General features: G+C 31.7%; 21 protein-coding genes and 1 tRNA gene. 16 read left to right on the top strand and 6 right to left on the bottom strand.

Annotation, left to right across the window (positions count from 1 at the left end; translation table 11 throughout):
• Nucleotides 1–105: 105 nt before the first annotated feature.
• The 4 genes from trxA to RSE15_RS07125 all read left to right on the top strand — a co-directional run bounded on the left by trxA (nt 106) and on the right by RSE15_RS07125 (nt 3,164).
• Nucleotides 106–423: a thioredoxin gene (trxA, locus tag RSE15_RS07140; RefSeq protein WP_133608539.1), complete on the top strand. Its 318-nt coding sequence runs from the start codon at nt 106–108 to the stop codon at nt 421–423.
• 121 nt (nt 424–544) lie between these two features.
• Complete coding sequence (locus RSE15_RS07135; RefSeq protein ID WP_324067014.1) at nt 545–1,483, top strand: DUF58 domain-containing protein; 939 nt, start codon at nt 545–547, stop codon at nt 1,481–1,483.
• Nucleotides 1,484–1,568: 85 nt separating this feature from the next.
• Nucleotides 1,569–1,645 (top strand) — tRNA-Asp (locus RSE15_RS07130).
• 250 nt (nt 1,646–1,895) lie between these two features.
• Nucleotides 1,896–3,164: an NAD(P)/FAD-dependent oxidoreductase gene (locus RSE15_RS07125; protein WP_324067012.1), complete on the top strand. Its 1,269-nt coding sequence runs from the start codon at nt 1,896–1,898 to the stop codon at nt 3,162–3,164.
• A 65-nt stretch (nt 3,165–3,229) separates the two neighbouring features.
• On the opposite strand, the gene RSE15_RS07120 is transcribed toward RSE15_RS07125, so the two are convergent.
• Nucleotides 3,230–3,727 (bottom strand): DUF456 domain-containing protein, encoded by a 498-nt coding sequence (locus RSE15_RS07120; RefSeq protein ID WP_324067010.1) that lies wholly within the window; start codon nt 3,725–3,727, stop codon nt 3,230–3,232.
• 65 nt (nt 3,728–3,792) lie between these two features.
• On the opposite strand from RSE15_RS07120, the gene RSE15_RS07115 reads away from it, so the two are divergent.
• Together RSE15_RS07115 and RSE15_RS07110 are read left to right on the top strand one after the other, a co-directional pair.
• Nucleotides 3,793–4,410, top strand: coding sequence for an energy transducer TonB (locus tag RSE15_RS07115; RefSeq protein ID WP_324067008.1), 618 nt, complete (start codon nt 3,793–3,795; stop codon nt 4,408–4,410).
• A 1-nt stretch (nt 4,411) separates the two neighbouring features.
• Entirely contained in the window at nt 4,412–4,897 is a 486-nt protein-coding gene (locus RSE15_RS07110; protein WP_324067006.1) for a hypothetical protein, read from the top strand.
• Nucleotides 4,898–5,064: 167 nt separating this feature from the next.
• Here the strand turns inward: RSE15_RS07110 and RSE15_RS07105 are convergent, their stop codons facing one another.
• On the bottom strand, nt 5,065–6,090 hold the full coding sequence (locus RSE15_RS07105) for a glycosyltransferase family 2 protein (protein WP_324067004.1): 1,026 nt from the start codon (nt 6,088–6,090) through the stop codon (nt 5,065–5,067).
• Between the two features lie 87 nt (nt 6,091–6,177).
• The gene (locus RSE15_RS07100; RefSeq protein WP_324067002.1) at nt 6,178–7,104 is read right to left on the bottom strand and encodes a hypothetical protein; all 927 of its coding nucleotides are present in this window, start codon (nt 7,102–7,104) and stop codon (nt 6,178–6,180) included.
• A gap of 54 nt (nt 7,105–7,158) precedes the next feature.
• On the opposite strand from RSE15_RS07100, the gene ruvC reads away from it, so the two are divergent.
• Together ruvC and hemW are read left to right on the top strand one after the other, a co-directional pair.
• On the top strand, nt 7,159–7,713 hold the full coding sequence (gene ruvC / locus RSE15_RS07095; protein ID WP_324067000.1) for a crossover junction endodeoxyribonuclease RuvC: 555 nt from the start codon (nt 7,159–7,161) through the stop codon (nt 7,711–7,713).
• A 62-nt stretch (nt 7,714–7,775) separates the two neighbouring features.
• Nucleotides 7,776–8,906 (top strand): radical SAM family heme chaperone HemW, encoded by a 1,131-nt coding sequence (hemW, locus tag RSE15_RS07090; protein ID WP_324066998.1) that lies wholly within the window; start codon nt 7,776–7,778, stop codon nt 8,904–8,906.
• Nucleotides 8,907–8,910: 4 nt separating this feature from the next.
• Here the strand turns inward: hemW and RSE15_RS07085 are convergent, their stop codons facing one another.
• The gene (locus RSE15_RS07085; protein WP_324066996.1) at nt 8,911–9,291 is read right to left on the bottom strand and encodes a hypothetical protein; all 381 of its coding nucleotides are present in this window, start codon (nt 9,289–9,291) and stop codon (nt 8,911–8,913) included.
• 200 nt (nt 9,292–9,491) lie between these two features.
• On the opposite strand from RSE15_RS07085, the gene RSE15_RS07080 reads away from it, so the two are divergent.
• From RSE15_RS07080 to RSE15_RS07050, 7 genes are all read left to right on the top strand, one after another.
• Entirely contained in the window at nt 9,492–9,869 is a 378-nt protein-coding gene (locus tag RSE15_RS07080) for a GxxExxY protein (protein WP_264367588.1), read from the top strand.
• Between the two features lie 79 nt (nt 9,870–9,948).
• Complete coding sequence (locus RSE15_RS07075) at nt 9,949–10,710, top strand: cyclase family protein (RefSeq protein WP_324066992.1); 762 nt, start codon at nt 9,949–9,951, stop codon at nt 10,708–10,710.
• A gap of 79 nt (nt 10,711–10,789) precedes the next feature.
• Nucleotides 10,790–11,449: a hypothetical protein gene (locus tag RSE15_RS07070; protein ID WP_324066990.1), complete on the top strand. Its 660-nt coding sequence runs from the start codon at nt 10,790–10,792 to the stop codon at nt 11,447–11,449.
• On the top strand, nt 11,428–12,000 hold the full coding sequence (locus tag RSE15_RS07065; RefSeq protein ID WP_324066987.1) for a hypothetical protein: 573 nt from the start codon (nt 11,428–11,430) through the stop codon (nt 11,998–12,000). Before RSE15_RS07070 ends, RSE15_RS07065 begins: the two co-directional genes overlap by 22 nt.
• On the top strand, nt 11,990–13,087 hold the full coding sequence (locus RSE15_RS07060) for an MBL fold metallo-hydrolase (protein WP_324066985.1): 1,098 nt from the start codon (nt 11,990–11,992) through the stop codon (nt 13,085–13,087). Before RSE15_RS07065 ends, RSE15_RS07060 begins: the two co-directional genes overlap by 11 nt.
• Nucleotide 13,088: 1 nt before the next feature.
• Nucleotides 13,089–13,460 carry an MmcQ/YjbR family DNA-binding protein gene (locus tag RSE15_RS07055; RefSeq protein ID WP_324066983.1) on the top strand — a complete coding sequence of 124 codons (372 nt, stop codon included), beginning with the start codon at nt 13,089–13,091 and terminating at the stop codon, nt 13,458–13,460.
• A 43-nt stretch (nt 13,461–13,503) separates the two neighbouring features.
• A complete protein-coding gene (locus RSE15_RS07050; RefSeq protein ID WP_324066981.1) occupies nt 13,504–14,211 on the top strand; it encodes a PH domain-containing protein in 708 nt (235 codons plus the stop codon).
• Between the two features lie 84 nt (nt 14,212–14,295).
• Here the strand turns inward: RSE15_RS07050 and RSE15_RS07045 are convergent, their stop codons facing one another.
• Together RSE15_RS07045 and ahcY are read right to left on the bottom strand one after the other, a co-directional pair.
• A complete protein-coding gene (locus RSE15_RS07045) occupies nt 14,296–15,396 on the bottom strand; it encodes a DUF4407 domain-containing protein (protein WP_324066979.1) in 1,101 nt (366 codons plus the stop codon).
• Between the two features lie 172 nt (nt 15,397–15,568).
• Nucleotides 15,569–16,885 carry an adenosylhomocysteinase gene (ahcY, locus tag RSE15_RS07040; protein WP_324066976.1) on the bottom strand — a complete coding sequence of 439 codons (1,317 nt, stop codon included), beginning with the start codon at nt 16,883–16,885 and terminating at the stop codon, nt 15,569–15,571.
• A gap of 129 nt (nt 16,886–17,014) precedes the next feature.
• Here ahcY and RSE15_RS07035 point away from each other — a divergent pair, with 129 nt between their 5' ends.
• Entirely contained in the window at nt 17,015–17,644 is a 630-nt protein-coding gene (locus RSE15_RS07035; protein ID WP_324066974.1) for a 4'-phosphopantetheinyl transferase family protein, read from the top strand.
• Nucleotide 17,645: the final 1 nt, after the last annotated feature.

Raw genomic sequence — 17,645 nt, 5'->3', positions numbered from 1 at the left:
TTCTTCAAATGAGAGTATAATCAAAAGTAATTTTAAAACATACTTTCATTCGTAATTAATTCCTAAATTTGCAATTCAAATAAGTATAAAACTAAAAAGAAAAATATGGCATTAGCAATAACAGATGCTACTTTTGATGAGGTAGTATTAAAATCAGACAAACCAGTAGTAGTAGATTTTTGGGCAGCTTGGTGTGGACCATGTAGAATGGTTGGGCCAGTTATCGACGAAATTCACAGTGAGTATGAAGGAAAAGCAGTAGTAGGAAAAGTGGACGTAGATGCCAATCAGGAATTTGCTGCAAAATACGGTGTTAGAAACATTCCAACAGTATTGATTTTCCAGAATGGAGAAGTAGTAGGAAGACAAGTGGGTGTAGCTCCTAAGAAAACCTATACTGATGCAATTGACGCATTACTATAATCAATAGAAAATAGATAAATAAAAGGTTCAACGAAAGTTGAGCCTTTTTTTAATTATTTTCTTAAAACTTTCTCACAAAACCTTTTTCCAAAAATAAAAAATCTTTTTCTATCTTTACGATATGAATCTAGAATCTCAAGTAGAAAAAATATCCAGTTTTGAGCACTTGGAACTTTTGGCTAACCAAATTGTCGAAGGATTTATTTCGGGTATGCACAAATCCCCTTTTCATGGATTTTCAGCTGAGTTTGCTGAACATAAAATCTATAATCCAGGTGAAAGCACAAAACATATCGATTGGAAATTATACGCTAAAACGGATAGATTATATACCAAGCGCTACGAAGAAGAAACCAATTTGCGTTGTCATTTGATAATCGATAATTCGTCTTCGATGCATTATCCAAAATTAAAAGAGAATCAGCTATTTTATGAGAATAAAATTGGTTTTTCGGTGTTGGCTTCTGCGGTTTTGATGAATTTACTTAAAAAGCAGCGCGATGCAGTTGGATTGAGTGTTTATTCGGATATCTATGAATATTATTCACCTGAGAAAGGGAGTGATCGTCATCATCGTATGATTTTAAGCAAGCTGGAAGAAGTTTTATCGCAAAATAAAACTACTAGAAAAACGGATACCGTAACTTTTTTGCATCAAATTGCAGAAAATATTCACCGCCGTTCTATGGTGATTTTGTTTACTGATATGTTTCATTCTGAAGGTTCCGAAGAAAACAATGAAAAAATTTTCAAAGCTTTACAACATTTAAAACATAACAAACACAAGGTGGTGGTTTTTCATGTGTATGATAAAAAAACAGAATTAAATTTTAATTTTGATAATACACCTCGTAAATTTATTGATGTAGAAACAGGAGAAGAAATCAATTTATTTGCAGAAAATACTCAAGAATTGTATCAAAAAAGAGTACAAGATTATTTTAAAACGGTAGAGGCAACGTGTATGCAGTATCAAATACGTTATGTGCCGGTTTCTGTAGATGAAAATTTTGAAAAAATTTTACTAACCTATTTGGTTGAAAAACAAAAGTTTGGCTAAAAACACTGAAAAAAGTTTATTTTTTTCGTAAAAATATTTGCAGGAATGAAAAAGCGTAGTATATTTGCACTCGCAATCAAGCACTGGTTTGGTAGTTCAGTTGGTTAGAATACATGCCTGTCACGCATGGGGTCGCGGGTTCGAGTCCCGTCCAGACCGCCAGTAAAGAGGAAGCCTTTCTTAAGAGAAAGGCTTTTTTGCCCTCTTACAATATTTAAAATAGTTGTGTTGTTTAGGTACGAAAGTACCACAAGGTTTAGTAGTTAGACCAATGAAAAGCTTTGCATTTATGCAAGGCTTTTTTGATTTTAAAACTTTTTATTTTTTTAACTTTTCTTTGTCTCAATCAAAATATATATATAGTAATTTTACAATATTAAAAGCGTATTAAGAGGCTTAAAGTGTTTGAAAAATGAAAAAACATATTGTGATTATTGGAGGCGGATTTGCAGGAATAAACCTTGCAAATTCATTAGCTAACAACAAATACTTCACCATTACATTAGTGGATAAAAATAATTATCATTTTTTTCCACCTCTAATTTATCAAGTTGCAACAGGTTTTTTAGAACCATCATCAATTAGTTATCCTTTTCGTAAATTATTAAAAGAAAATAAAAACATCCGTTTTTGGCTTGGAGAATTTTCTGAAGTACTTCCATCTGAAAATAAAATAAAGTTAAGTAATAGAGAACTTGCTTACGATTACTTAGTTTTTGCCACAGGTACAGAAAGTAATTACTTTGGAATGGAAAATGTAAAGAAAAATGCCATTCCCATGAAAACACTTGACGATGCTTTAAATATGAGAAATATTTTATTGCAACGAATAGAAAAAGCTACTGTTACAAAAAATAAAGCCGAAAAAAAACGATTGTTAACTATGGTTGTAGCAGGTGGTGGACCTACTGGAGTTGAGGTTTCGGGAATGTTTGCTGAAATGAGTAAAACTATTATTAGGAATGAGTATCCCGAATTGAGTCATTTCAGAAAGACAGAAATTTATCTAGTAGATGGTGGAGATAGGCTGTTAGCTCCAATGAGTGAGAAATCACAAAAATATACTTTAGAGTCTTTGAAACAATTAGGTGTTGAAGTAAAGTTAAACATGCAAGTTGTGGATTATGACGGAAATGTAGTAACATTTAAAGACGGAACATATATAAAAACTAAAAATCTTATTTGGGCTGCAGGTGTTTCTGCAATGATTTTTGAAGGAATACCAAAAGAATGTTATGGTAGAGCAAAAAGACTTATTGTAGATGAATTTAATAAAATAAAAGGAACCGACAATATTTATGCTATTGGGGACACATGTATTATGGAGAATACCGATATAAAATTTCCACATGGACATCCACAAGTTGCTCAAGTTGCTATTCAACAAGGTAAAAATCTAGCTCATAATTTAAATAACCTACAATTAAATAAATTGTTACAAACCTTTCACTACAAAGACAAAGGCTCAATGGCAATCATTGGAAGAGCTAAAGCAGTAGCTGATATTCCAGGTAATACACATTTTAATGGTTTTTTTGCTTGGATGATGTGGTTGTTTGTGCATATTATGTCGCTTGTAAATTATCGTAATAGATTAAAAACATTATACAATTGGGCAATTGCTTATTTTACAAAAGATCAATCACTACGAATTATTGTTAGACCAAAAGATACCGTTTAAAGGGAGGTAGTTAAACCAAGAAAAGCTTTACATTTATGCAAGGCTTTTTGATTTTTAGGGTATTATCAAAACCAAACCCCTCTATTTTGCCAAACCACAACAAAAAATACACCTAAAAATAATAAGCTAACCAAAAGCTTTATAAAAGTCCCGGCTAAGAAGCCTAAAAGCGAACCTAAAGCTGCTTTAAAAGCTCGTTTTCCTTCATTAGAGTTGTAAATAAGTTCTCCTATTAAAGCGCATAAAAAAGGACCAATTAAAAATCCATAAGGAGGAAAGAATAAGCCAATAACCAAACCTATATTCGTTCCCCAAATTCCGTATTTACTTCCGCCAAAATACTTAGTGCCTTTTGCTGGAATCACATAATCTAATACGCCAATTACTATCGCAATTACTAATGTAATGCCTAGCAACCAATAATTAGTTTCCATTCTAGGACAAAAATAAAGCAATAAAATCCCAACCCAACTAATAGGCGGTCCTGGTAAAGCAGGTAAAAAACTGCCAATAATTCCCACTAGCATCAAAAGTAAACCCAAAATCAGTAAAAAGTATTCCATAAGATTTTAGTTATTGTCTAACAAATTTATAACTTTGTTTCATACATTTTACTTAATTGATTGCTATGAGATTTGTTTTTTTACTTTTTATTTCTTTTTTAGTGGTTAACACGGCTGTTGCTCAAGACAAAAATTTGTCAACCCAAGATCGTTTGAAAGAATTGGCAAGGCTTAAAAAAGAATCAGATGAGCAAAAAAAAATAGAGTGGGATGCTTATTTGGTTCGTGTTCAGGAAAGTAAAATTGCCAAACAACAAAAAAAACAAGCCGATTCTATTGAGAAATCTAAAATTACAACTACAGTTGTAAAAGAAGATGATTTAGGTTTTACAAAATGTACTTCTCAAGAATTACCATTCTATAAAGTAAAAAATCTGACTACAGGACTTGAAGAACAAGTATCATTTAATGATTACATAAGAAAGCATATTTATAAAAAATTTAGATATCCAGAATTTGCAATGGATCACGAATTACAAGGAAGAGTGATGGTTTATTTTCTAATTGATAAAGAAGGGAACCCACAAATTAAAGATGTCATAGGTCCAAAAAATGGTCTAATTTTAGAAGAAGAGGCTGTTCGCATTATTAAATCGTTGCCAAAAGCCATTCCTGCTAATTGTGATGGAAAACCAGTTACTATTTCTTATGCAATCCCTGTAATGTTTCAGATGGAAGAATAATATGAAAAAAACAATTCAACTACTTTTTTTGCTTTTAGCTATTCAATCTTGCCAATACTTTGAAAAACAAGTACCAGATGAGAAGGAATTATTAAAGCAAGAACTTAAAAAAATCAATTGGGACGAAGTGGATGAATTTCCATCGGTTTTGCAATGCGATACCATTATAGATGCAGCAATAAAAAAACAATGTTTCTTTGATTATATGGCACAAACTATTCAGGAAAGAATAGGTATTGATACATTACGAATTGAATATCCAAAAATCGATACCATCAACGTAAAAATTACTATAAATACTGATTCTAGTTTACAATTTGAAACACAATATACTAACGACAGTATTGCTTTAGCAGATAAAACCAAAATCGATAGCATTTTAATGTCAAGATTATCCGATTTTCCAAAAGTAGAGCCTGCAATAAAAAGAGGCGTAAAAGTAAAAACACAATTTGTACTTCCAGTAATTATCAAAATGGAGAAATAATCAAGGATAAAATCAAGTACAATTACAAGCTAAAAATCAAATTCAAAAATTTAATTTTGAACATGAAAGAGATGCTTTCAGCATGACAAGTTTGCGGTTAAATAATCTGTAAAAATCTGTTTTATCTGTGTCATCAGCGTTCCAAATAAATCGTCTTTTCGAGCTAATTATTTTTTAAAGTTTCTCCCTTTCCAACTATATTTCCCAAACAACGAATACACCGCCACCGAAACACTAAAAAACGGATACAACAAACTACTCGCCAACACATATTGTAATTTCGATTCGAAGAAATTAGCGGTTTTATAGAGCAAAATAAAATCGATTAGGAATTTCAAAGCAACAAAAAGCATGAAAATATTTTGGTCTAAAAATCCAATTAACCAAAGTAAAAAACTTACTATCCAACCCAAATTTCCACCAAAAACAACAAGTGCTAACAATTTTCCATAAAGAGAAGAGTAACCCGTACTTTTCGAGGCCCAGCGAACCCGTTGTTGAAACAATTCAGACCAAGTTGCAACAGGCTTTGTAGCGACAATACTTTCTTTAGCCAATAAAAACCCAACTTGCTCTGGAGCACCTGAAACCGCTTTTTGCAATAAAAAAACATCGTCTCCGCTGGCTATGTTTTCATTTCCTTGAAAACCGTTTAATTCCTTGAAAAATTGTTTGGAATAAGCTAAATTAGCACCATTGCACATAAAAGGTTGGTTGATTCCAAAGCTTCCAATCGTAGCGCCTTGTAAACTCAAGAAATCTAAATTCTGAAAAGCGGATAAAAAGTCTTTTTTTGTAACATAACAAACGCCAGAAGCTACCATTTCAACTTCATTTTCCTGAATATATTGGTCGTAAATCGTCAACCAATCTTTCTGAACCAAACAATCCGCATCGGTAGTAATAATCCAATCATTTTTAGCAATTTCAATCGCAGTCTCAATCGCATCTTTCTTGGGTGAATTAGATTTACGAATATTCTTTACCATTTGAATTCTAAATTCTAAATTCTGAATTCTAAATTCATCATCAGAATCATCATCCACCAAAATCACTTCCACTAATTCCTTCGGATAATGTAACAATGAAATCGAATGTAATAAATTAGGAAGATTCTCTTTTTCATTACGGAAAGGAACTACAATGGTAAAAGAGGTTTTTGGAGTGAATTCTGTTTTTGAAAAGCGTTTCATTCGGTTAAATCCATAAATCAGTTGCCCGATGAACAAGAGGTAAATGAGAAAAACGGTTCCGAGAATTAATTCCAACATACGAATAAACTATTTTGAAGTATTCAACTTAAATCGCATCACATAATAACTGCCAATCACCACAGGTAAAACTACGTTTAAAAACCACATTAAGGTACTAATGAAAATCACAATCCATTCGTTAACACCATATTTTCCAAAGAAAAACATCGCCACACTTCCTTTAACCGCAAAATCTAAAAATTGGAAACTTGGTAACGAAGAAGCTAAAAAGTAAACAGCAGCAATTGAACTAATCAAAGTCAGATAAGGTAAATCTACATCAAAAACCAAAAACAAAACATAATATTGATGCGAAAAAACCAAGTAACGACAAACGCCAAGGACAATATTTTTTTGGTGAATCTTTTTTGGAATTTCGTTAATTTTATGCAATAATTTTTGAATCGAATAACCTTTTATGGTGATGTTTTTAGAGAGAATTGAAGCAAAAAATAAAACAACAGCAATTCCAATAATCGCTAAAGCCCATTTCCAATATCCAATTAAAATCAATCCAATAGTTCCGAAAATAATCGTCAATATCATTTGAATTCCATTGCAAATCAGGTTTAAAAACACCACTTTTTTAGTTTGCTCTTTTTTGAAAAACATCGCTTTTCCTGCATATTCGCCTAAACCATTTGGTGTGAAAATTCCAGCTGTTAAAGCGCCTAAAACTTGTTTACTCGCTTCACCAACCGAAATAGGTTTGATAAAAGCAACCAAATTCTGCCATTTTAAAATTTCAAAATAACGATTGGCAACACTAAATAATAAAATGAAAATAATGGTTAAGACAGAAGTTTTTTCCAAAACTAAAGTCTTAAATTTACTCCATTCTAACTTTGAATTTCCTGCAATTTGGTCATAAATAAAATAAAACGCACCAATTACAATCAAAAGTTTGATGGTAAAAACAAGGAATTGCTTAGCTTTGTGAGGAATTGAAATCATGTTGCAAAGAAACGAAAACTTTGAACTTGAAACTTGAAACTTGAAACAAAATAATTGGCAAACGAACGCATCATATTAGGAATTGACCCAGGAACGACGATTATGGGTTTTGGATTAATCAAAGTAGTCAACAAGAAAATGGAATTTCTACAGTTGAACGAACTCATTTTGTCCAAATACGACAACCATTATCAGAAACTAAAAGTTATTTTTGAACGAACTATCGAATTAATTGAAACGCATCATCCAGATGAGATTGCCATTGAAGCGCCGTTCTTTGGGAAAAACGTACAATCGATGCTGAAATTAGGAAGAGCACAAGGCGTTGCCATGGCAGCCGGACTTTCAAGAGATATTCCTATTACAGAATACGAACCCAAAAAAATCAAAATGGCCATCACCGGAAACGGAAACGCCAGTAAAGAACAAGTAGCCAAAATGTTGCAACAATTATTAGGTTTAAAAGAATTACCAAAAAATCTCGACTCAACCGATGGTTTGGCGGCAGCAGTTTGTCATTTTTTTAATTCGGGAAGAGTTGAGGTTGGGAAAAGTTATTCGGGTTGGGATGCTTTTGTAAAACAGAATGAATCGAGAGTTAAAAAATAGTTTTCAGTCTCAGTTTTCAGTCTCAGTACTGCAAACTGCGACTGCGACTGAATACTAATAAAATGTCAGGAATCTACATTCACATACCTTTTTGCAAACAAGCTTGTCATTATTGCGATTTTCATTTTTCTACTAATTTGAAGAAGAAAGATGAGATGGTTTTGGCATTGGCTAAAGAAATTGAAATGCGCAAAAGTGAGTTTCAAGATGAGATTGTAGAGACGATTTACTTTGGTGGTGGAACGCCTTCGATATTGCAAATTGCAGATTTGAGATTTTTGATTGATTCGGTTTATAAAAATTATAAAGTTGTTGAAAATCCTGAAATAACCGTAGAAGCCAATCCAGATGATTTAACGGAGAATCGAATAATTGAATTGTCAAAAAATAAAGTCAATCGATTGTCAATCGGAATTCAATCGTTTTTTGAAGACGATTTACAGCTGATGAATCGTGCACACAATGTTCAAGAAGCCAAAAAATGTTTGGAAATTGCCACACACTATTTCGATAATATTTCCATCGATTTGATTTACGGAGTTCCCGAAATGAGCAACGAAAAATGGTTACAAAATATCGAAACCGCTTTGTCTTTTGGTGTGCCACATATTTCAAGTTATGCGTTAACAGTGGAGCCTAAAACTGCTTTGCATTTGTTTATTCAAAAAGGAATCATTCCGTCACCAGATGACGAAGTAGCTCAAGAGCATTTTCAAATTTTGGTTGATAAACTTTCAGAAAACGGATTCATTCACTATGAATTATCGAATTTTGGAAAAGAAAATTATTTTTCAAAAAACAATTCGAGCTATTGGTTGGGTAAAAAATACATCGGAATTGGACCTTCGGCACACAGTTATGATGGGAAAAATCGTGGTTGGAATGTGTCAAACAATTCGTTGTATATCAAATCTATTCAAGAAAATAAATTACCCATCGAAATTGAGACTTTAACAAAAACCGACCGTTATAATGAATATATTATGACCGGTTTGCGCACGATTTGGGGTGTTTCGTTAGAACGAATCGAACAAGAATTCGGAAAAACCTATCTGGCTTATTTGAACCAACAAGCAGCAAAATTCATTGAAGATCATTTGTTGTTTGTGGATGATAATATTTTACGAACAACCAAAAAAGGAAAGTTTTTGAGTGATGGAATAGCAAGTGATTTGTTTTTATTAAATAAGTAAGACTTTATTTAATAGTAAACAAACTCAATGTTAAATTCAAAACACCAGTCAACAAAGCACTGCCAAAATCACTAACTCCATTTGGATTAAATGAGTCGATTTTAGAATTATAGATTGTATTTTCAGGAATGAAAATAGAATTTTTATATTCAAATTGACCTTTGTAAACTGAAAAATTATCATTCATCATCGTAGCTCTATTATAAATAGAAAAGTCATTTTTTGTGTAAAAATTTAGTTGATTAAAAGATAAAAAAGAACAAGTTGTATTCAGATTACTATTCATTTTAATCGGTTGTAGAATTGGTTGAATAGAGTCTGTTTTTATTTGTGCAAAAGAACAAACATTTGATAAAAGCACTATGATAACAAAATATTTTTTCATTTTAAGTTTCTTTTAGATCCAAAGAATACTTTAAAATTAATTAATTATAAATTTAAATACAATTAATTGAGGTGAATTTATTAATTCTTTAACTACTTCCAATTTGTTTTTATTAAATTTGGAGTAGTTTACCGCAAAGAGCGCAAAGTTTTTCGCAAAGGACGCAACAATTTAAATTATACACGCCAAAATAAATAATTATGACAGAAAATGAATTATCAAGAATTGTATTTGATTGTGCTTTGAAAGTGCATCAAAGTTTGGGTCCAGGTTTGCTGGAAAGTGCTTACGAAGAATGTTTGTATTACGAATTAAGGAAGACAGGATTAAATGTTGAAAAACAAAAGCCTTTACCCTTAATTTATGAAGAAGTAAAACTCGATGTAGGTTACAGAATTGATATAATAGTTGAAAACAAATTAATAATTGAAATTAAATCGGTAGAAGCATTGAATGATGTTCATTTCGCTCAATTATTGACTTATTTAAAATTAACAAATTGTAAGTTAGGCTTACTAATAAATTTCAATGTTTCTCTTATCAAAAATGGAGTAAAAAGAGTTGTAAATAACCTCTAACTCTATACGAACTAAATAAAAATAAAAAGTAAACTTAGCGAACCTTGCGTAAATCCTTGCGCTCTTTGCGGTTAAAAATATGAAAGCAACAATAAATAACCAACAAATCGACTTATCAAATCCTCTTGATATTTCGATTCCTCTAACAAACAACGAACAAAATCCAATTGCTTGGTATCAAAACACGCCCGAGATTGCACCTGTAACTATGGGTGATTGGATTGGCAAAGTTTCGGAAGGAAAATCTTCTACGAATTTTAATAATATTTTCTTCAATCCGCACGCACATGGCACCCACACAGAATGTTTAGGGCATATTACCCGTGATTTTTACTCAATCAATCAATGTTTGAAACAGTTTTTCTTTACTGCGGAATTGATTTCGGTGGAACCAAAAGCGATCGGAGAAGATTTAGTTATTACAAAAGAACAAATAGAAGAGACGTTGCATTGCAACGTCTCAACAGAAGCCATCATCATCAGGACATTGCCAAATCCAGAAAGCAAAAAACATTTAAATTATTCCAATACGAATCCGCCCTATTTAGAAGAAGCTGCAGCCATTTTTATCAGAGAAAAAGGCATTCAACATTTGCTAATCGATTTGCCTAGTGTAGACAAAGAACACGATGAAGGAAAATTATTGGCGCACAAAGCCTTTTGGAATGTAAAAGATGTCAATAATGTAAATAAAGATGCTCGTTTTAATTGTACAATTACCGAAATGATTTACGTTAATGATGCTGTAAAAGATGGAAGTTATATTTTGAATTTACAGTTTGCTTCGTTTGAAAATGATGCAAGTCCGAGTAAACCAGTTTTGTATAGAAATATATATTAATATTAACACTTAGTTGTTAATATTTTTTTATATTTACAGCTGTATTTACACAATGTATAAATTTTTAAAAAAAATAATTGTGGCTAAAGAAAAAGAAATCTACACTTTAGGTATTGCTGTTTTAGGAAATTTCAATCCGGTTATAATTACTCCATTTTGGTTGTCTTCAAAAGAGTTGATAAGGGAAATTGAGGCAGAAACAGCTAAAGTAGAGGTGATTCATCCAGATTTGACCAGATTTGAAATCGATTGGTTTAGTTTTGAAGCGACTCCTACAAGGATTGATTTTAAAACAAAGAGAGAGTCTCATTTTCAAGCTTTAAAGGATTTAATTGTAAGTGTTTTTTCAAACCTTAAAGAAACACCGGTAAAGGCTTTTGGAATAAATCACTTATGTCATTTTAGCATGAGAGATTTCAAAGAATATGAAAATTTTGGATTTTGGTTATCTCCTGCTAAGAAATTAGCAGATGTAATGAACAATCCAAAATTACAATCTATTCAATTTTCAGAGACTAAAACCGAAAAAAATGAAGACGGATTGATTCGTTTAACAATATCACCATCAGATTTGTTAAATGATAGAAAGTCAGTAGTTTTTAATTGTAATCATCATTTCGAAATTCAAACTATACATAATGCAAAAGAAATGATTAAGATATTGAATGAAAAATGGGAACTTTCATTTCAAAAAGTTGAAAATCTAAATAATAAGGTATGGGAGATAGCAGAGTATTAACTTCAGATTATTTAGGTAATTGGGTTGAAGATTTTTGTTTAACAGAGTCTAATCATGATTATTTAGACATTTATTCCAATGCAATTTCTAGATATAAAAATGAATTAGATATTGATAAATTTGAAACAAAAGAAGTAAACAATAAAGAACCCGAATTACAGTACTTTAGTTTGCCTAATTTTAATCCAAACTTTGATTTAGTTAATGGAAAAAAATACTCAAAAAAGATCCAAAATTGGAAAGGTGTAGTAACTAATCTTGAAGAGGAAACATTTACAGCAAGACTTATTGATTTAACTTTTGGGGGTACCGATGAAATTGTTGAATTTGAACTAAACGATATATCTCCTGATGATATGAATTTACTGGATATAGGTGCGGTTTTTTATTGGAGTGTTGGGCATTATATGGAGAATGGACAAAGTGTAAAAAGGTCTGATGTAAGATTTCAAAGATTAATACTTTTAGATGAAGAAGATATAGAATCAACAAAACTAAATATAGAATTAAAATACTCTAAATTAAAGGAAAGAAAGATTGATGACCAATAAACCTAAAGATACAGAAGTTGAAGTAACTTTAATAGGTACAGGTGGTGGATATGGAGAATCAATTGTTTTGAAAGTATCTAAAGATTCATGGGTAATTATAGATAGTTGTATAAATCCTAACAATAAACAGCCATTAGCAATTGAGTACCTTAATTCTATTGGAGTCAATTTGGACAATGTTGAACTAATTATTTGTACTCATTGGCACAATGATCATATAAAAGGACTCTCAAAAGCACTTGAATTATGTAAAAAAGCAGAATTTTGTTTTTCATCAGTTCACGATCTTGATAAGTTTTTATTATTATGTGAATTGGATTACACAAAATCAACAAAAGGATCTATTAGTTCAACAAATGAGTTTAGTCAATGTTTGAAAATAATTAATGATAGAGAAGATGCTTATTTTGTAAGAGCTCAAAAGGATTTACTCTTGTTAAAAAAGAAAAACATAGAAATAGATTTTGAAATATTTTCACTCTCTCCCTCACCGAAGACAATTTCAAATTTTGATTCAGAAATAAGTACTTTAATTACAGAGTTTGGCAAAAGAAATACTGCTGTAATAAATAAGACTCCTAACGATAAATCAGTTGCGATATTATTAAAATTTAATAATCACAGAGTTTTGCTTGGTGCTGATTTAGAAATTGGTAAAGATGATAGTGAGGGATGGAAGCATATTGTTAAACACTCTAAAATTATTGACGACAATAAAGCTAGTTTATATAAAATTCCTCATCATGGTTCTGAAAATGGTTACTTAGAAGCGATTTTCGATGTGTTAGTTAATAATGATAGTGTATTAAAATTAACACCGTATAATAGTAGCGGACTTCCAACGGAAGATATGACTAATGTATATTTAGGGCATTCAAAAGATTTATATATAACTTCTCAGAATCATAAAAGTAGAAAGCCAAAAAAGAGAGATAATTCTATTGAAAAAGTTATTAATAGATCTGTTGTTAGTTTAGTTGAAATTAAATTTACCCATGGTATAATTAGATCTAGAATTGATTATACATCTAAGGATAGTATTTGGAATTCAGAAGTATTTGAAAGCGCTGCAAGGATTGAAAACTAAAATGGATATTCAACAACTTTACGAATTCTGTCAATCTAAAAAAGGCGTTACCGAACATTTTCCATTTGATGAAGATACTTTGGTGTTTAAAGTGGGTGGAAAAATGTTTTGTTTAACGTCGTTAACCGAATGGGAAAAAGGGACACCATCGTTAAATTTAAAGTGTGATCCTGAACGGGCTTTGGAACTTCGAGCGGAATATGAAGCTATTGAACCAGGTTATCATATGAGTAAAGTGCATTGGAATACCGTTCGTTTTCACGGTGATGTTTCCGATAAAATGATGTGCGAATTGATTAATCATTCTTACGAACTTGTTTTCAAAAGTTTAACGAAAAAAGTCCAACAAGAAATTCAAGAATTAGAAAATTAGGCATTACTTTTGTGATATTAAAAGAAAATTCAAAGTAACTATCATGATAGACAACTTAAAAAAAATATTAAACGAAGATCAAGATCCAAAAGCTATTGAGAAAATAACGGCTAAATTAGAGAATCTTCTAATGTCGAACGAAGAAGTAGGCTACATTGCCGTTCAAAAAAAACCAGCGGTAACTATTTTTCCAGACAGTATTGTAGTAACCAACAAACGTATCATTTTGTGTAAGCCTAAAAACTTAGGATTATCAATGGAATTCATTGATTACGATTGGGATGATATTTCAGGTTCATTTGTAAAAGAAGGTATTTTAGGTGCTGATTTTACCTTTACAACTAATTCCGATTTAACACAAACGGTTGATTATTTACCAAAAAATCAGGCAAGAAAATTATACACTTACGCTAAAGAGCAATTGGATTTATTGAAAAATCCAAAAGCAGCAACTCCAATTGTAGAAGAAGTTAAACAAGAAGCTCCAATTGAATCGCCAGTTCAAGAAGAAGTTGTAGAAGAAATTCAAGCGGAAGAAGTAACTCATTTTGCAGAGTTAATGCCTACTCCAAATGATGTTATTCGTGATACGGAAGTAGAAGCTCCAATTTCAGAAGAAAAAGGATTAGCGCATTTAACGCAAGACGAATTGTTTGCGAAACTTCAGAATTATAAGAAATTATTAGACAACGGATTAATCCTTCAAGGGGAATACGACCGATTAAAATCCGATATTTTAAAATATCTATAATAAAAAAGCAACCCAACACTTTTAAAATGTTGGGTTTTTCTTTGTGTTCCTAGTGTTACTCTTAGTGAACTTTGTCGTTAAATTCTACATCGATTTCTTCTGTTTCTCCACAAAACCATCAGCTTGGAGTTTTAATAATTCTAATGCGCTTTTCTTTTTGTAGTTGTACAGTTCTTTATCTTCTTTGATGTCGACATAAACCTTATCGTAAATTTCGGCATCGGTTTTCTTTTGTAATTCGCTTTGGTAACGATTTTGAGCTAGCATATTTTTGATGCCCATTTCGTTGTCTTCTTGTTTGAAATCGTATTCACTTTTGGGTGATAATAATTTGGCGATAATTGGCGAAGTTTCAATCGCTAAAAACAACAGCATAATGAAAAACGATGGCAAGAAAGGTAATTTATGCAAAGCATTAATTCGAGCCATTAAACCGTCGAATCCTTCAATAATAGGTTGGGTTTCGGTGACTTTTTTATCTAGATCGGCTTGTAAAGTTTTGGATTTGGCTTCTAAATCGCTGATTTTTGTTTGGTTGGTTGTTTTTAAAGTAGCTAAGTCTTGCATAGAAGCATCGTGTTTTTCACGTTTTTCTTTATAAACCGGACCTTTGCCTAACTTTTTAGTTCCAGCAGTTCCTTCAGCTTCTGTGATGTAAACCGAATATAAATCGTTTACTTCTTTTTCTTTTTTAAGAATATCCGATTTTAAACTATCAATTTGCGCTTTGTTTTTATCTAAATCCGATTGAAAATAATTGGCTACTTGTTTTTTGTTAGCCAACATCATTTCATTTTTTTCTTTTAGTAAAACCGTATTGATTTCTTTTTCGAAGATTTTAATTTCCAAGGGTTTTGAAATTACGATAGCAATAATAATCGCCAAAGCAATACGCGGAGTAGCCTGAATAAATTCGTCTAAAAAGCTATCTCTTTTTTTAATGGTAGAAACAATAAATCGATCCAAATTAAAAATAAGCAAACCCCAAACTAAACCGAATGCAACTGCAATAAATGCATTATCGAAAACGGTAAAAAGTGCATAAGCACTCGCAATAAAAGCCATTACGGCTGTGAAGAAAACGGTTGCTCCAATTCCGGCATATTTGTTTTGCTCGCCATTAGAACAGCCATTAATTATGTCGGAATCTACGCCCGAACATAACATAAAAAAACGTTTTAACATGATGATTGATTTTGATTGATGATGATTAGTACAAATTTAACGCCAAAAGTTTCAAGTTGTTGCTAATTTGTTGAAAAATAGTTGGTAAAAGAAAAACCCTCACATTGCTGCAAGGGTTTTAATATGTTTTAAGTGACTATTTACTAATCACTTTTCACTATTTACTAAATATTTAGTATCTGTAATATTCTGGCTTGAATGGGCCTTGTACTTCTACACCAATATATGCTGCTTGGTCATCACGTAAAGTTTCTAATTCAACTCCTAATTTAGCTAAGTGTAAAGCGGCTACTTTTTCATCTAAATGTTTAGGTAACATGTACACTTCGTTTTTGTAAGCAGAAATATTAGTCCATAATTCAATTTGAGCTAACGTTTGGTTTGTAAATGAATTACTCATTACAAAACTTGGGTGACCTGTAGCACAACCTAAGTTTACTAAACGACCTTCAGCTAAGATGATAATATCTTTTCCGTTGATAGTATATTTGTCAACTTGTGGTTTAATTTCGATTTTAGATGCACCATGGTTTTTGTTTAACCAAGCCATGTCAATTTCGTTATCAAAGTGGCCAATGTTACAAACGATAGTTTTATCTTTCATTTGCTCAAAGTGCGAACCTAAAACGATGTCTTTATTTCCAGTTGTAGTAATAATAATGTCAGCATTACCAACAACAGTATTTAATTTTTTAACTTCAAAACCGTCCATTGCTGCTTGTAAAGCACAAATAGGATCAATTTCAGTAACCGTTACAATAGAACCAGCGCCACGGAAAGAAGCCGCAGTTCCTTTTCCAACATCACCATATCCACAAACAACCACTCTTTTTCCAGCTAACATAATGTCTGTCGCTCTTCTAACAGCATCAACAGCCGATTCTTTACATCCGTATTTGTTATCAAATTTAGATTTCGTAACCGAATCATTAACGTTAATAGCGGGCATGTGTAATGTTCCAGCTTTCATTCTTTCGTACAAACGGTGAACTCCAGTTGTAGTTTCTTCTGATAATCCATTGATTCCAGGAATTAATTCTGGATAACGGTCAAAAACCATGTTGGTTAAATCTCCACCATCATCCAAAATCATGTTCAATGGTTTTCTATCTTCACCAAAGAATAAAGTTTGCTCAATACACCAATCGAAATCTTCTTCATTCAAACCTTTCCAAGCATATACTTGAATTCCAGCAGCAGCAATAGCAGCAGCAGCCTGATCTTGAGTTGAGAAAATGTTACAAGAAGACCAAGTAACTTCTGCACCTAAAGCAATTAAAGTTTCAATTAAAACAGCCGTTTGAATTGTCATGTGAAGACATCCTGCAATTCTAGCTCCTTTTAAAGGTTGAGATGCTCCATATTCTGCTCTTAAAGCCATTAAACCTGGCATTTCAGCTTCTGCTAATTCAATCTCTTTTCTTCCCCAAGCCGCAAGTGAAATATCCTTCACTTTATAAGCTACATAAGGTAATGTTTGTGTACTCATCTATTATGTATATTTGTATATTCTAAATTAGGGCGCAAAATTACAAAATAAGTTTTTATTTTCTCAAAGAATTTAAGTATTTTGTGAATTGTTTAATATTCTAATGATTTGAAAAACAACAAAATATAAATGCCGATATATAAAACCTTACATATAAACGAAACTACCACGGCGTACTTTTGGCATATTACTGAAGACGTAACTTCATTATTTAGAGCAGTTTCGTTAAAAGACACCTCTCTTTTTCGCTTAAAAGGAATGAAATCTGAAGCCCATCAAAGAGGGTTTTTAGCTGTTCGAATGTTATTGCAACATTTGGGTTACACCGATTACGATTTGATATATGATGCATCGGGAAAACCACATTTAGTTGATGGAAAACAGATATCAATTTCTCATTCTCATGAATTTTCGTGTATTTGTATAAGTACCGAATTAATGGGAATTGATATTGAAAAACTAAAAGAAAAAACACTTAAAATAGCGCCAAGGTTTTTAGAGATGAAGCATTTGAAAAATCTTTCTACTCCAGATAAAATTGCAAAAGCAACAGTCATTTGGGGAGTAAAAGAGTCTATTTTTAAAATTAAAAATGAAGTTGGAATTAGTTTTCCAGAACATATTTTTGAAGATGAATTTAATTTAATTGATGGGAAATGTTCAGCTATTTTGCAATTTAATAACCAAATAGAAAAGTTCAAGATTCATTTTTATAACGTAGAAGCATATATCTTTGTGTGTGCTTTCCCAAAAAAATAAA

It is taken from the genome of Flavobacterium sp. (assembly GCF_035195345.1).
Lineage (GTDB): Bacteria > Bacteroidota > Bacteroidia > Flavobacteriales > Flavobacteriaceae > Flavobacterium.
The sequence above is the reverse complement of the archived record's forward strand: the minus strand, read 5'-3'. Positions and strand labels throughout refer to the sequence as shown.